Raw genomic sequence first — 15200 nt, forward strand, 5'->3', positions numbered from 1 at the left:
ATAGCCGGGCATCATTGTACGTCCGATGCGCGGCTGTTGGAATCAGACGTTAGCACTCGTTGACCCGCAAGGAGTGAAATGGAGATTGTTCCCGACTAAGTTTTTCGTCCGATGCAGATGTAGTTGACCGTGTTTCCAGTCACGCCTTCCAAATGGATATGAGTCTTGGTCGTGCTCTGCAGCACGTTCTGACCCGTCGTGATGTCTTGCGCCACACAAATTGGAGGAACTGTGTAGGGCTCAGCGAATCTGTGGGTTAAAGGCAAGATACCCTGACCTGCCAAATCCGTCGGTGCAGACGTGTTGGTGCGAATGTCCTGAGCGATCACGACCGGCCCGCCGAAGTACGATCGACCACTGTTTACATCTTTGCTGGATGAATAAAAATTCCATGTCCCAATCTTGGCGCCCTGGTCGGCAGAGTAGAAGCCCCATGTATTGGGAAAAACATTGCCGGAAATGGCTGGGGCAGCAAAAAAGCCGACTCCCGTTAAGGAACCATCCTTGGCTGGATCGTATCCCTGGAAGTCGACATACGTGGATACATAGGCCGCCAGAATCTGGCCGGTGCCAGGAACTGAGTTGTATGTGTTGATGACATTCGACGTGACGCCCGCCCAGCATATCGCCATATAGCAGGAGCCCATGTTGCCGCCGTCGCGAATGGTATTGAAGCGAGCGGCGTGAAAACCAAGGTTGGGGGAAGGAATGGTGCCAACGTGGTGATCGGAAGCTTGGACGCTCATTCCGGCTACTTCGCTATCAGGGACTTGCAACCACTGTGGCGTTCCCCACAGGTCGATTTCTGTCTGGATGGATTCAAGGCCCCAATACGGGCCAGAATCGTTGGCATTATTGAAGGCGTATACCGACAGAGCTCGATCTTGATTGGTGTGGAGTGTTCCGCTGCCAAAAAGGTGATTGATGGAGACTGCTGAGTTCTTGAAGCCCTGCTTGGTGTGGGTGTCGTTGAAAAAAGTTCGCGCGCAAAGGGTGACGGTGCCGGGTATGGGAGACGGACCGTTGACGGGGTCTGCTGTTACGACATCGATACCCAGCCACGAGTGCTGTACACCGAGAGCATCCACGTAGTCGAGGAGATGATTTGGAGTTACCTGGCTCGGACAGTCGCTTGTCTGTGCGGCCGCAAAAAGGCTCAGCAGAACGAAACCTGCAGTCAACGGAAACTTAAGCACGACTTGCCTTTCAAATTATGGTTGTGGTTCCCGCCTATTTATCGGCCCTTCAGGCCGTTTTCCCACCATAGCGGTATGCTCACGTCCGATCAAAAGTAACCGTGGGAAATAAAAACACTGAGGCTGGGACGCGAAAGTCGAGCCATTGGAATAGTGCGGAGATGCGACGCGGGTCGGAGCGATCAACTCTAGCCGTGGAGGTGCGTTCGCGCTCTCTTCGCGAACCATTTCACGACCACATACACGATCGGACCAACCGCCAGTGCCCACGGACCCCAGCGCCATGCGACCGGATCGCTGAACAAAAGCGCGACCACCGTCATCACGGTGGGCAGGGCGATCACATAAACCAAACCGAGATTCCCGGCGGGAATCCGGAAGGCGCGCGGCAAGTCAGGACGCTTGTGGCGCAGCCCCCACGCCGAGAGCACGGTCATCACGGTCGTCGCCGCCCGCAGCCAGACATAAATGCTGATCAGCTGTCCGAGCGTATGTTGCGCTAGCGAAGCGTAGATCGCCGCCGAAATCAGAATCGCCACCCACGGAGTTCCGTAGCGCGCATGTTTGCGCGTAAGAAATGGCGGTAAGTAACCATCTTCGGCCAGTGCGAACGGCATGCGAGTGGTGGTCAGCACCGTACTGTTGAGTAGCGCCACCGTACTCACCATCGCGCCCAGCGTCATCAGGTTGCCGAGCCACGATCCGCCGATCAGCTGTGCCGCCGTCGAAAAGTACCCGTCTTTCCATTCCTGCCAATTTCCGAGCGCAGCCAATGCCGCCAGGGTCGGCAGGAAATAGGCAGCGATCGAAAGCGGCACCACCAGCGCGAGCGCTCGCGGATAGGTGCGTTGCGGATTCTCCACTTCCTCCGCCACCGTAGACAACTGTTCGTATCCTGAATAGAGCCACAGGCCCAGCGCCAGGCCCACTCCAAATACCTGCGAGAGCGGACGGTTTGGCGGAACAAACGGAACGAACGGATTGTGATGCCATTTCGTCAGGCCAATCACAATCATCGCGATGACCGGAATAAAAATGAAAAGCTCAAACGCAGTCGCGGCTTTGCCAACCATCTGGATGCCGCGAATGTTCAGCCACGTGATGAGCGCGATCAGCGCAAACGAGACCAGCCAGTGCTTCCATCCAACAATCCCCGGAAAGTAGAACGTCAGGTAGTCCGCGAACAACACTGCGTAGGAACCGCCCAGAAGAAATGACGCCGACCAGTTCCACCATCCCGCGAGGAATCCCCAGAAGTCGCCAAAGGCCGCGCGGGTCCAGCGATAGAAGCCGCCTTCAACCGGCATCGCACAGGTCAGTTCCGCGGAAACCAGCGAAACCGGGATGCACCAGAAAATTGGGATGATCAGGTGATACAGCAGCGTCATGCCCGGTCCGCTGGTGGTCACCATCGTCTCCAGGCCGAACGGGCCTCCGGTCGTATACGAAAACATTACGAAGACGAAGTAGAAGAGACTGGCTTTGCGGACGGTGGAAGTCGTCGATGGTTTGGGCGTGGTCAAAGTGTGCGATCTTTCGCGAGAACGCAACCCGCAGACAAGTCTAATGTTTCAGCGATTGCTCCAGCATCCACGGAATCAGGTCAGGCTCGGCGTACGCATTGTCCCAGGCGTTGTGCCCGACACCGGGATATTCGGTGTACTTGAACTTCGCTTTGACGGCAGTGAGGGCCTCCGCCATTTGACGCGCTTCGGTCACGGGCACAGTGTCGTCATCACCGCCGTGAAACATCCAGATGGGAGTGTTCGCAACCCGGCGCGCTACTTCAGCGAAAGGGTCTGCGATCTTCGGGTCGCCGGCCACGCTAACGAACAATTCCGGCATCTCTTTCAAAGGACGCAGTCCAGAACAGATCGGCACGAGCGCGGCGAAACGTCCTGGATGGCGAATCGCAATTTCCCACGTCCCGTATCCACCCATGGAGAGCCCGGTGAGGTAGACGTGATTGCGATCGCCGTGGAACTCCTTGATCGAAGCATCGAGTGCTGCCAGGGCCTGCGCTTCCATTTCCGGAGTACCCCAGAGTCTTTCGTTCCGGCATTGCGGCATCACGACCACGAACGGAAACCGCGAATTCTTCACTCGAATTGCGTGGCCGATGCCGACGTCCGTCTGAATCAGTCCATCATCGCCACGTTCGCCGGAGCCATGCAGGAAAAGTACGACCGGCCATGATTTCTTCGTCGAGAAATCCGACGGGACAAAAACCTGGTAGCGATAGCTTGTCCCCGAAACCGTAACGGCGCGATCCAGAAATCCCGTCTGCACACGGCCCCACTCCGGCAAAGCAGCAGCCAGAACGAGCAGGACGGACCACACCAACGCTCTTGATTTCGACATGGCAGGACAGTGTACAGGAATTTGAAGGGAAGTCCGCGGTAGTCGGCTGCAGGGAACGGTGCAAGGAACTAGGCGCCGATCGCCAGCGGGAGCCGTGGCCGGACGCCCGCTTCTTCCAGATCGAGCAACTTGCGCTTGATATCGAGTCCGCCACCGTACCCGCACAGTGTGCCGTCCGCGGCAATCACGCGATGGCAGGGAACAACGATCGCGATGGGATTGCGGTTGTTCGACATTCCCACCGCGCGAAAAGCCAGTGGATGCCCGATCGCGTGCGCGATATCCCGGTAGGAACACGTTTCGCCGTAAGGAATGTCGAGTAGCGCGTGCCAGCACTTGAGTTGAAATTCCGTCCCGCGCAAATCCAGCGGAAGGGAGAACTCGCGCCGCTGCCCATCGAAATATTCGTCGAGCTGGGTCAGCCACGGTTGCAGCGCGCTGCGGGATTCTTGCCAGTCCTGATCGACGCCGATGCCTTCGGTGCGCTGGCCGCGATCAAACTCCAGCTTCATCAAGCCGCTGGGCGAAAGTGCGAGAAGCAGCGGACCAGCAGGAGAATCGGTGCGGGCGTAGAAAATCCGTTCCATGGTTGCAGCAGAATACCATCTCCCCAAACTTGCTCAGCGCGAGAATTAGGGTGCAAAGAAAAAGCCTCCCGTTTTCGCGGGAGGCTCGTTCGCTTGTGGGAGGGTACCGTTACTTTGCTGGCTGCTGTTGGTCGGTGGTGGTTGCGGGGGCGGTTCCCGACGAAGCCAGTTGCTCCAGGTTGTTCTTCAGGAGGCTGATCTCGACACGCCCACCGGAGACTCGCTTCACCGGCTTCGCATCGCTGGCAGTGGCCTGCGCCGGAGCGTTGCCCATGCCTACGAGGTAAATCCGATAGACCGGAATCTCATGATTGAGAACCAGGTAGCGGACAACCGACTCGGCCATCTTCTGCGAGTTCGCGATTGCCGTCTGTCCGTGACCGGACGAGAAGCCCTGCACTTCGATGATGTAGCCGCGCTGGCTCTTCAGCGGGGTCGCCATCTCGTCGAGCGCCGTCTTTGCATTCTGGCTGAGGAGGGTCTGACCGGACTTGAAACGGATTTCGGTCTGGGTCGACGCCTGGTACTGATCGATATTCGTAACCACCTGCTCGACCGTGTTCAGGCGGGTGTGAGCAGACTGCGCGGTTTGCTGCGCGGCGGTAGCTTTGTTGCCCGCTTCGACGGCGTGCTGATCGGCTTCATTGGCCTTCGCGGAAGCCAGCTGGATGCCCTGCTGGGCGCGGCTGTCGACGTCCTTGATCATCTTGCTGTTGGAAGCCGTCAGTTCGTCCAGTTCGTTGATGCGATCGCGGATCGGCGCGGTCTGGCGCTGCACATATTTCTTGCGGGCAAACGGATTCATCTTGCCCCAGAAACCTTCATGTGTGTCCGGCTGCAAGGGAGTCTTGCCGGTGGCGTTGTCAGCCTTGGGAGCGGCCTGATCGGCGGGCGCGCTTTGGGTCGCAGGCTGCGTGGTGCTCTGCGCGAATGCGGGGAGAGTCATAACTCCTGCCAGCAGCAACGCGGGAACAATGTGATTCTTCATTTTAACTTCCTCCAAGTGAAGAGTGGTTTTTCCACCCTGGCGCCTTACAGCGCATTAAATTGCGTCTCGCTTCCTACCGCTTACGTAACCTACCGGAACTCAGAAGGCATCGGCGACGCATTGGATGCCTCAAAAAGCGGGCCTGTCGGCCGTCTCTCTAAGTACAGGTTGCATGCCAAATGCCTAGGTTGGAGACGGGAATACAAATGCTTTGTTTTCAAACATATTCTACCTTGCTGCCGCGTTTGGCGCTCCTCGGGTATTGCTTTGGCGGTAATTTTGGGGACCTCCGATATAAAAACTGCTATCGGCGCGGCAGGTTGGTACATCCTGCAACAAGCAGGTATCATCTGCAGAACCATGCGACTTTTTACCCCTTTTCTTCTATTCACGCTTCTGTTGTCGGCGTGCACACAGGCCCAGAAGTCTGATTCCAATCCAAGCCGGCTCACAGTAGCTGACGGATTTCATCTTTCTGTCTTCGCCCAAACCGGTTCACCTCGAATGATGGTTTTCAGTCCAGGCGGAGTTCTGCTGGTGAGCGAGCCCGATGAAGGCCGCATCGTCGCGCTGCCGGATTCGAAACACACCGGCAGGGCGGAGCGTTCCGCAGTCGTCGTCGACAGTCTTACGGAACCGCACGGGCTCGCGTTTTATCAAGGCAAACTCTACATCGCCGAACGGGACAAAGTACGCAGCTATGATTGGGACGAAGCCAACCTGCGCGGGTCCAATCCTAAATTGCTGACTGATCTTCCCGGACGCGGCGGACACTCCACCCGCACCGTTCTGTTTCACAAAGACAAGATGTACGTGTCCGCAGGCTCGAGTTGTAACGCCTGCGTCGAAAAAGATCCAAGGCGCGCGACCGTGATGGAATTTAATCCCGACGGCACCAACATGAAGATATTTGCCAAAGGGCTGCGCAATGCGGTCGGCATGGCAGTCAACCCGAAAACCGATTCGATCTGGGTCACGGTCAATGGACGAGACAATCTCGGTGACGATCTGCCGCCCGAAGTGATCAACGACCTCGGCGCGAGCGGCGGTGACTTCGGATGGCCGTATTGCTATGGCGATCGCGTGCCCGATCCGAATTTCACGAAGCCTGGTGACGGTCGCTGTGACAGCGTCATCCTGCCGAAAGTAAAAATGCAGGCCCATTCCGCTCCGCTGGGGCTCGCCTTCTACGAGGGAACAGCCTACCCGGCGGAATATCGCAACAACATCTTTGTCGCTTTCCACGGATCATGGAATCGCAGCGTCCCAACCGGCGACAAAGTCGTGCGCGTGAAGCTCGATGACAAGGGCCAGCCCACGAGCAGCACCGAAGACTTCATCACAGGCTGGCAGGATGCTCGGGGCCGCCGCAGCGGGCGTCCGGCAGGAATTGTGTTTGGGGCGGACGGGACGATGTACGTGAGCGACGACCAGGCAGGCGTGATCTACAGAGTGACGTATCAGCGGTAGAGCGTGGGGACAGGTCTTTGTGGGGACAGGTCTTCGACCTGTCCATGCCGAGCTCAGCTCGGCAGCTTTTGCCGCGCCACAAAAGTCGGCCCTGCGGGCCTGGGACAGGTCAGAGACCTGTCCCCACAAGAGACCTGTCCCCACATCTGCTGACTACTCCCGGCAATACTTCTCGTACTGCTGATGAATAAACGGGTCTGTCATTCCCGCGAGGTAGTCGCAGATCACCCGCGGCAAGGGTTCGTGGCCGGCTTTCTCGCGATAGTTTCGCGGGAGATCGTCGGGTTCCTCCATCCAGTGCGCGAAGAGTTCTCCGATGATGCGCTCAGCGTCTTCTTTTTCTCCTTCCAGCGCGGGGCTGAAATAAAGATTTTCGTAGAGGAAATGCTTGAGCTGCTTCCGTTGCTGCGCCACCGGCGGGCTGAACGCGGCGAGCCTTTCGGGATGGCGGCGAATTGCGTCCACGGATCGCACACCCGCCTGCTCCAGTCGCAAGCGTGAATTTGTGATCAGGTCGCTTACCAGGAAATTGAAGATGCCCTTCAGCGCCTCGTTAAAAAGCAATTTCTCCGGCGCATGGGGATAGCGCGACTGCGCCTCGCGGTAGTTCTCGTCAAATATGTTCACGCTGCTCGCGATCTGCTCAATCGTAAGCAGGTGGGCTTCGTACCCGTCGTCGAGATCGGCCGTGTTGTATCCAATTTCATCGGTCAGGTCGATCAGCTGCGCTTCCAGTGGCGGACGCAAGTCGAGGAGATATTCCGCGAGTTCCGGATGAGTCTCCGTGGAGTAATCGTGGGAATGCTTGATGATTCCTTCGCGCACTTCAAATGTCAGATTCAATCCGCGAAATGCAGCGTAACGAAGTTCGAAATCTTCCACGATCCGCAGGGCGTGCAGGTTGTGGTCGAAAGAAAATCCTTGCTGGCGCATGGCCGTGTCGAGCGCCTTCTCTCCGGCGTGTCCAAACGGGGGATGTCCAATGTCGTGAACCAGGGCCAGGGCCTCCACCAGATCGCCGTTGAGGCCAAGCTGTGCCGCAATGGTGCGTGAAATCTGCGTGACTTCGATGGTGTGGGTCAGGCGATTGCGAAAGTGATCGGAGTAGCGCCGCGTAAAGACCTGCGTCTTCGCTTCCAGCCGTCGAAACGCGCGCGCATGGACCACGCGATCGCGGTCACGCTGAAAGTCATTGCGATAGGGGTGCGGCGCTTCCGGATAACGCCGTCCGCGGGAATCTTCCGCGCGAACCGCGTACTCAGCGAGCTTGGAGTCGGTGGACACTAGCAGAGCCAGTTGCCAGTTTACCGCTTGCCTTGGAAATTCCGAGTTCCTTCATCGCGGAACGGGGCGCCGGAGCATTTGGTGGGAGCGTGCTTCAGAGAGCGCTTCATGCTGTCGTGCTTTTGGGTGGCGCAGCGGTTTACCGCTGCGATTTGATTCAGAAACCAGACGGCTTCAGCCGCTTAGGGATTTCTCGCTGCCCGACCATGGGGCTAAAGCCCAATTCAAAAAAGCGCACCAATCGCAGCGGTAAACCGCTGCGCCACCCAAAAGCTGGCGCTGCTAACTTTACGGGGTCGGCTGATCGACATCCTCAAGCGTCTTCTTCTTCTTGTGCACGGTGCGGATCACGATCCCGACCGAGAACACACCGTTGTCCTGTTTCTGTCGGAACAAGCGTGTCTGCAGATAGTCAGCCTTGAAACGCAGTGCGAAGCGCGGATTGATGTTGTAGTCCACACCGCCACCGGCCACCAGACCGAGGCCGCCAGCTGTCTCCGCGAACAGGCGTCCATCCTGTGAATGGGCCTCGCCTCGAACACCGGCGTGTCCAAACATCAGTTCGCCGAAAGGCGTAAAGCGTTCGGACTTGCGATAAGGGAACTGCGTTCCCACCAGGAAGTTGTACAGCTTAGTGTCGACATTGAAAGTGTCCGTGCCATTCGGGCAAAACGGCGGACACGTCGGAAACGGGTTAGGAACGGCCAGAGGAATTTTCGACGGTCCGTACAGCCCATTCCCTTCAAAAACAAATCCCAGCCACTTCGCGACATTCAGTCCGAGCGAAACATTGAAACCATTTGGACGGGCAACGTGTCCGGAGTTGAACGATTGCGTCATTCCATACGAGTACCCGCCAAAAAGTTCCGCGCGAGGATAGGGGAGGACCGTCGGCTCGGGCCTCTCTCCGGGAAGCTGCTGCGCCCACGAACTCGCACACAGCGCAGCCACACCCACCAACACTCCCAACATTCTCCTCACGATTCCTCCTTAAGAATCAGTTGCTGGTTTCCAGTTTCCAGTTGCTGGGACCACCGGGTTTCACTGCCAACTGCCAACTGCCAACTGGCAACTGGCAACTAGGCACTGGGTACTGCTTTCCCAAACATCGTATTGTAATGAAGTTGAATTTCGCCGCATGTTCCCTGGTCCGGCGAATAGACCACGCACGTATCAAAAGGACGCGAGTACACGTGCAGAGAAACCGCGCGCTGGTTTGCTTCCCGTGGATTCACGACCCGGTGCACTGGTTCCTGCGGATCTACGGCGCACGGGTTCGCAGCCGTCAACTCCACTCGGTTGGATGCTTCCAGACGGCATTCCCCGGCCTCAATATTCTGAAATCCGACGCGATAATTTTCGACGACCAGAATGCCGATCGGCGCCGCCATCCAGCAATTCTGATCTTTATGATTGTGCACCGAACTCGCTTGCCCAACTTCCCAGCAGATCGCAATCAGCTCATAGAGTGCAGTCTTATCGATCAGGTTGCGCGTGTAATGCTGGCGGTTCCACGTGAGATAAGGCGACAGACTGTTTTCCTCGACCGGCGCGTCTTGCATAAACGCACGGACCGCCTCCGTCTGGTCGAAGGCCGTTGGCGGGAACTCCCTCAGCCGGCGTACGAATTCGTCAATGGACACGCGCATAGGCACAAACCAATGAGTATATCGGTTCGCGAGCGCTGCTGCCTGCCAACGCCGCAGAGAAGGCACCTCATTCCACCAGCATGCAATCCCCGTAAGAATAGAACCGGTATCCCGCGTCGACCGCGTGCCGATAGGCGTTCATGACAAAGTCCTTGCCACCCAACGCGCACACCAGCATCAGCAAGGTGGATTCCGGTAGATGAAAGTTCGTCAACAACGCATCCACTACCTGAAATTGAAATCCGGGATAGATAAACAAGTCAGCTTCTCCATTACCCGCTTGCACGCGGCCCGCCTCCCCTTGGAGAGCAGCGTATTCCAGCGTGCGCACCGTCGTAGTCCCGATAGCTACCACCCGGCGTTTCTGCTCTTTCGCCTGGTTGATGGCTTGTGCGGCATCTTCCGAAATCTCGTAGCGCTCACGGTGGATCTTGTGGTCTTCCACCTTCTCGACGCGCAACGGCTGAAATGTTCCCAGTCCAACGTGTAACGTGACCTCGGCAATTGCCACGCCTCGACCTCGAATCCGTTGCATGATTTCCGGCGTGAAGTGCAGGCCTGCCGTGGGCGCAGCCACCGACCCGCGTTCCCGCGCATACACCGTCTGATAGCGCTCCCGATCCGAAGCTTGGTCTTCACGATCAATATAGGGAGGCAACGGCACATGTCCCAGGCGTTCTACCCGTTCAAAGAAATCCGTCACCGGCTTGAACCGGACGCGGCGCTCACCGAATTCGCCCCTCGCGACGACCTCCGCTTCCAGTGCCACCGGATCGCCGAAATAGATCTTCTCGCCGATGCCGATTTTCTTTCCCGGCCGCACCAGGCACTCCCACTCGTGCTCGCCCGGATCAGCAGAAGTTTGCCGGGTCAGCAGCACCTCGACGCGGCCCTGGAGAAAATCCCGCGCCGCCGGATTCTGCGGACTCAAGGGATGCGATCGTTCTCCACTCCGGCGTCCATAGAGCCGGGCCGGAAATACCCGCGTGTTGTTCAGAACCAGCAGGTCGTCCGGCCGAAGCAGGTCGGGGAAATCGCGGAACACGCGGTCCTGCCACGACCTCGCGGACCGGCTGAGATGCAACATACGCGATCCGTCGCGATCCGCCGTCGGGTCCTGGGCGATCAGCGCCGCCGGGAGGTCGTAATGGAACTCGGAAACAAGCACGGGGGAAATTATAGGGTGCGGGTGGCATCGGCCCGTATTGTCCGGCGGCCTTAACTATTTGCAGGTCCGGGCGTTCAATTCGATTGTGCGGTTTCCAAAACCTGCGATACCATGACGGCGGGGCTTGGGTGCATGGCGAGCGAGCGACAACACCGTCTGGCGATAGTGGAGTTCGGGCGACTGCTGCACGGTAACGGCTTTGTGGCCGCGACCGATGGGAATTTGTCTGTCCGCCTGGACGAAAACCGCCTGCTAGTGACGCCTACCTACATGAGCAAGGGCCGGATGAAACCTTCCGACCTGGTAATTGTGGACCTCGACGGCAACCGGCTTGAGGGCAAGAGAAATGTCTCCAGCGAGATTGGCATGCACCTGCTGATCTACCGCCTGCGACCGGATGTGCAAGGGATCGTGCATGCCCATCCTCCAACCGCGACCGGGTTCGCCGCTTCGGGACTCGACTTGAATCAGCCGCTGGTCTGTGAAGTGGTCGTCGGATTGGGCGAAATTCCACTGGCCCGTTACGGCACTCCCGGAACGCCAGAACTGGCGCGTGCTCTCGAACCGCTCATTCCGACCCATGACGCTCTGCTGATGGCCAATCATGGCGTCGTGACCTACGGTTCCACGCTCGAAAACGCCTACATGAAAATGGAAACCGTCGAGCACTTCGCGCACATCGCCCTGGTCGCGCACTTGCTCGGCCGCGCGCAACCGCTCGGCGAAAAGGAAGTTGAAAAACTCTGGGCCGTCCGCCACAGCTATAACAGCGCCGGAAAATGCACGCCGGACACCCTTGTGCGACGCCGCTAACGCAAATCAACAGTCACCAGGAAATTTAGCGGAGGGATTTATTCTCCGCCGATCCGAAACCTCATCCCGGCTGTGAAGTTCGCCGATAGCGCCGGATATCCCACCACCTCGTTGTAGTGATTGTTCAGCGCGTTCTGCACGTTGGCATAGGCGGTCACGCGTGAGTTGATGGCGTACCAACCGCCAAAATCGGCGCGGCCGTAACCGGCTGCATGATTGATGTTAAAGCCGAAAAAGTCAGAATCCGGCCTTCGGCCCACGAACGTTCCACCCAGATCTGCTCCCCAACGTGCTCCCTGATAGGTGAAGAGCAAATTCGCAAGATGCTTAGGACGCCGCCGCAGCGGATTTCCAACTGCCAGTGCTGGATCACAAAAATTGTCCGGCGTGCAGAGCGGCGCTTCGACGATCTGTGTCGAAGTGTAGGTGTAACCGGTATTCAGCGACAGATGCGATGTGAGCCGTCCATTGATCTGTACTTCCGCTCCGTGTGTCATCGAACTATTGACGTTTACATACTGCCCGCGAAAGTCTTCGTCGCAGCAGCTGAAGTCGATCTGCCGGTGAAAGAGATTGTTGAAATAGATCGCGCTCAATGAGAATCGTCCCGCAACGAGGTTCTGCTCGAACCCTGCTTCAAATGATCGGGTCTCTTCCGCTTTGAGATTGGGATTGGGTTTCGTAAATGCATCGTTCGGGAAAGATTCTTCGAAACGCGGCTCTTTGATTCCGGTCGCGTAGGAGAATCGCAGGCGCGTTCCAGAAAAGACGTTTCCGCCGCGCAGTGCGAGAAGGCTCAATGCTACTCGCGGCACCGCCTTGTCGCCGAAGGTCGCGTTATGGGCGTAGCGTACGCCCGCAATCGCCAAAAGCCGTTTCCAGTTCACGCGCTGTTGCAGGTACGCCGCATGATTCAATCGCAATCCGGAAATTGTCTGGGTAAAGTCGAAGAGTGGCGAGTTCGTAAAGAAGCGTCCGTTTTCATCTTCGAACTCATACCCAACGGTTGTTTGCGCCCACCTCCGGGGAGTGTAGTCGCCCTGGTACAGAAAGCCCGCGCGGTTGATGTGAGCAGTAGTCGTAATCGGGCAATCTGTGAAGCTGGCACCGCAATCGCGGCCGGGATCGATGGTGTCGTCCTCATTCAGTCTGCGCGTGTTGTACTCGTATCCCGTTAAACGATGTTGCCAGTGCGACGGCCCTGAGATGGATAATTCTGCGCTCGCCAGGAAATTGTTGGAACGCGCCCGCTGATCGAGATCTGGCCCCAGCAGTGGCTGTCCGTTGAAGTTCCACTCTCCCTGCACGCCGGTGCGTCGGTTGGAATGCCGCGCCCGCACGCGAAACAGAACGGTCGGGCTGATTTGGACGCCGATGTTCCCGCCCTGCAATGCATTTCCGTAATCGGCGTTCGGGCCTTGGCCGTTGGTCTGGTACTGATCAGCGAATGCGTTGTAGTCGAACCGAGACCGCGCTCCCGCCAGCGAAACATATCCATGGGCTGTGCCGAAGTTGCCGCCGTCGGCGCCGAAACGAAGTTCAGGTACTGCAGTCGATCCGTTGCGCGTAAAGACTTGCAACACGCTGGTCATCGCGTCGGAACCATAAATCGTGCTCTGCGTGCCGCGTTCAAATTCCACGCGATCGACCTGCCCCATCGGCACGCTCCCGAAATCAAACGTACCGCCCGGTTCATTCACAGGCACGCCGTCAACCAGCACTTTGTTGTAGCGCGAATCTCCGCCGCGCACAAACAAAGAACCCAAACCGCCGCGCTCCCCCGCGACATTCACAACTGCGCCCGGGAGGAAACGCAGTGCGTCGCCGAACGAACCGGGCTGCATGGTGTTCAGCTCATCCGATGTGAGCAGGGAAATACTGCTGGCGGTCTCCAGTTGCGGAACCGGGGTACGCGTCGCGGTGACAACCACGGTCTCCGACGCGTTGGCAACGGTGAGTGAAACGGTCACAAGCGGAGACGAAGGCTGTACGTCCGCGCGCCCGACGGCGAAGCCCGGCGTAAGCACTTCCACGCGCAGCGGTTTCGCACTCTCCACATTGAACACGGCAATTCCTTCACCCGAAGTGCTGCGCACCTGGGCGGGCGCGGAGTCTTCCGCCCGATAGACAAATACCTGTGCGCCGGCCACGGCTGCCGAGTGCGGATCGACGACTTTGATTTGAAATTCGCCAGCGAAAGCCGCCGGCACAAAAAGCAGGAAGGAAATTGCGAGAAAGAAATTCGAAAAGCGGACCATACCATTCTCCTTTACACGCGAAAGGGTTTCTTGGTGATGGTTCACGCCGGTCTCCTGGCTTGCGAGTAAGGACCTTTCAGTCCGTCTTCTGCGTGCGTCCTTCCCAGGCCTTCGATATTCGAAGATGGTTCCCAGTGGACGTCCGCTGTGTCCTCGCTTACAGTTGCGCGGCAGCGCGGGATTTACACCCGCTTCCCTCGTAAATTCGGCATGACGCCTGCTTACGATGTGGCGCGAACCCAATATTGGAAAGAGCAAACTACCTCCGCAAATCTACCGGGAGCACCTGCGCAAGTCAAACGCCCGCGTGGCGAGAAGCAAAATCAAGTCGGAGATTGAGATTTGGAAAAAGGACTTGAAGGAGAAACAGGTGATGTGGACCCAATGCAAACTTCGAGGGCTGCAGACGTTCTTGGGTGGCGCAGCGGTTCACCGCTGCGATGGAAAGACTCACCTGACGGCTTCAGCCGCCGAGGCCTCATTTAGCTCCGATGTCCGGGTGTTCTCTTGAGGGGCTGAAGCCCCACTCAAGAGGCGATTGCAACCGCAGCGGTGAACCGCTGCGTCACCCAAAAGCCAGAGCCGCGTGACCTCCGTGGCTGTCACAATGCAAACATCCGGCCCATTCACTTCTTCCAGATCGGAAATTCATCCGATCCCACCCGCGCCACGTTTTCTTCGGCGAACCGGGTCACCCGCTCCAGCGACGATTGCAGTTGGGCATGGTAGTCGCGGATCGCCGCTTCGTCTGCGTCGGAAGGAACGAGAGTCCTTTTGCTGAAGCGGACCAGCGCTTTGGAAAACGGTTTCGGGATCACGAGTTCGTCCCATGTATCGAGGACCCATGCACCGCTCACCGCGACGTAGAAACTCATCATGGGGCGTCCAGTCGCCTTCGCGAGCGCCACTGGTCCCAGTTTGGCAACATACTTCGGACCGCGCGGCCCGTCGATCGTGAGCGCGACCGCAGCGCCGCGCTCGATCTCGCTTCTCATGCCAACCAGGGCTGCAACACCACCGCGGCTGCTCGAGCCCCGCACAGCGGTGAATCCCAGGCGCTCGATAATGCGCGCAATGTATTCGCCGTCAAAACTGCGGCTCGCCATGCCAACCAAGCCGCTATTGCGGTAGATCCACGAAGCCGCCAGAACCGAGCGATGCCAGAAAGAATAGATGGCAGGTTTTTCGAAGGGCGCGTTGGGCGGCAGTGTTTCGTCTTCCCAGGAAATGGACCAGCGCAGAGTGCAACCGATCAGCGTGATCACGAGATACCCGGCCCAGCTGATGAGCCAGAGCAGGATTCGTTCACGAAAAGAAAAATCGCGAGTTTTCGAATTTGATTGATGCGATGGCTCGGCCGCGACAGGAGAAGAACTCACGCGAGTATTTTAGTCGCGAATTGAGGAAAGGCGGGGAAGAAGGTGTC

Annotated in this window: 13 protein-coding genes and 1 riboswitch; of the genes, 2 read left to right on the top strand and 11 right to left on the bottom strand. The window is 57.9% G+C overall.

Features of this window, described 5'->3' with window-relative positions; all coding sequences use genetic code 11:
• Nucleotides 1-95: 95 nt before the first annotated feature.
• The 5 genes from HY010_21290 to HY010_21310 form a co-directional block, all read right to left on the bottom strand.
• Complete coding sequence (locus tag HY010_21290) at nt 96-1196, bottom strand: hypothetical protein (protein MBI3478273.1); 1101 nt, start codon at nt 1194-1196, stop codon at nt 96-98.
• A gap of 188 nt (nt 1197-1384) precedes the next feature.
• A complete protein-coding gene (locus HY010_21295; GenBank protein ID MBI3478274.1) occupies nt 1385-2719 on the bottom strand; it encodes an APC family permease in 1335 nt (444 codons plus the stop codon).
• 40 nt (nt 2720-2759) lie between these two features.
• The gene (locus tag HY010_21300; GenBank protein ID MBI3478275.1) at nt 2760-3557 is read right to left on the bottom strand and encodes a prolyl oligopeptidase family serine peptidase; all 798 of its coding nucleotides are present in this window, start codon (nt 3555-3557) and stop codon (nt 2760-2762) included.
• 68 nt (nt 3558-3625) lie between these two features.
• On the bottom strand, nt 3626-4144 hold the full coding sequence (locus HY010_21305) for a methylated-DNA--[protein]-cysteine S-methyltransferase (GenBank protein ID MBI3478276.1): 519 nt from the start codon (nt 4142-4144) through the stop codon (nt 3626-3628).
• A 109-nt stretch (nt 4145-4253) separates the two neighbouring features.
• The gene (locus tag HY010_21310) at nt 4254-5132 is read right to left on the bottom strand and encodes an OmpA family protein (GenBank protein MBI3478277.1); all 879 of its coding nucleotides are present in this window, start codon (nt 5130-5132) and stop codon (nt 4254-4256) included.
• 537 nt (nt 5133-5669) lie between these two features.
• On the opposite strand from HY010_21310, the gene HY010_21315 reads away from it, so the two are divergent.
• Complete coding sequence (locus HY010_21315) at nt 5670-6602, top strand: PQQ-dependent sugar dehydrogenase (protein MBI3478278.1); 933 nt, start codon at nt 5670-5672, stop codon at nt 6600-6602.
• Between the two features lie 153 nt (nt 6603-6755).
• Here the strand turns inward: HY010_21315 and HY010_21320 are convergent, their stop codons facing one another.
• The 4 genes from HY010_21320 to queA form a co-directional block, all read right to left on the bottom strand.
• Nucleotides 6756-7886 carry a deoxyguanosinetriphosphate triphosphohydrolase gene (locus HY010_21320; GenBank protein ID MBI3478279.1) on the bottom strand — a complete coding sequence of 377 codons (1131 nt, stop codon included), beginning with the start codon at nt 7884-7886 and terminating at the stop codon, nt 6756-6758.
• A gap of 288 nt (nt 7887-8174) precedes the next feature.
• Complete coding sequence (locus HY010_21325; protein MBI3478280.1) at nt 8175-8867, bottom strand: outer membrane beta-barrel protein; 693 nt, start codon at nt 8865-8867, stop codon at nt 8175-8177.
• Nucleotides 8868-8965: 98 nt separating this feature from the next.
• Nucleotides 8966-9535 carry a cysteine dioxygenase family protein gene (locus HY010_21330; protein ID MBI3478281.1) on the bottom strand — a complete coding sequence of 190 codons (570 nt, stop codon included), beginning with the start codon at nt 9533-9535 and terminating at the stop codon, nt 8966-8968.
• Nucleotides 9536-9602: 67 nt separating this feature from the next.
• Nucleotides 9603-10703, bottom strand: a complete 1101-nt coding sequence (gene queA / locus HY010_21335) for a tRNA preQ1(34) S-adenosylmethionine ribosyltransferase-isomerase QueA (protein MBI3478282.1) — start codon at nt 10701-10703, stop codon at nt 9603-9605.
• A gap of 132 nt (nt 10704-10835) precedes the next feature.
• Here queA and HY010_21340 point away from each other — a divergent pair, with 132 nt between their 5' ends.
• Nucleotides 10836-11516, top strand: coding sequence for a class II aldolase/adducin family protein (locus tag HY010_21340; protein ID MBI3478283.1), 681 nt, complete (start codon nt 10836-10838; stop codon nt 11514-11516).
• A 38-nt stretch (nt 11517-11554) separates the two neighbouring features.
• On the opposite strand, the gene HY010_21345 is transcribed toward HY010_21340, so the two are convergent.
• On the bottom strand, nt 11555-13774 hold the full coding sequence (locus tag HY010_21345; GenBank protein MBI3478284.1) for a TonB-dependent receptor: 2220 nt from the start codon (nt 13772-13774) through the stop codon (nt 11555-11557).
• Between the two features lie 26 nt (nt 13775-13800).
• A riboswitch (cobalamin riboswitch) is annotated at nt 13801-14026 on the bottom strand.
• A gap of 374 nt (nt 14027-14400) precedes the next feature.
• On the bottom strand, nt 14401-15153 hold the full coding sequence (locus tag HY010_21350) for a lysophospholipid acyltransferase family protein (GenBank protein MBI3478285.1): 753 nt from the start codon (nt 15151-15153) through the stop codon (nt 14401-14403).
• Between the last annotated feature and the right edge of the window lie 47 nt (nt 15154-15200).

The organism is Acidobacteriota bacterium (assembly GCA_016196065.1).
GTDB lineage: Bacteria > Acidobacteriota > Terriglobia > Terriglobales > Acidobacteriaceae > Acidiflorens.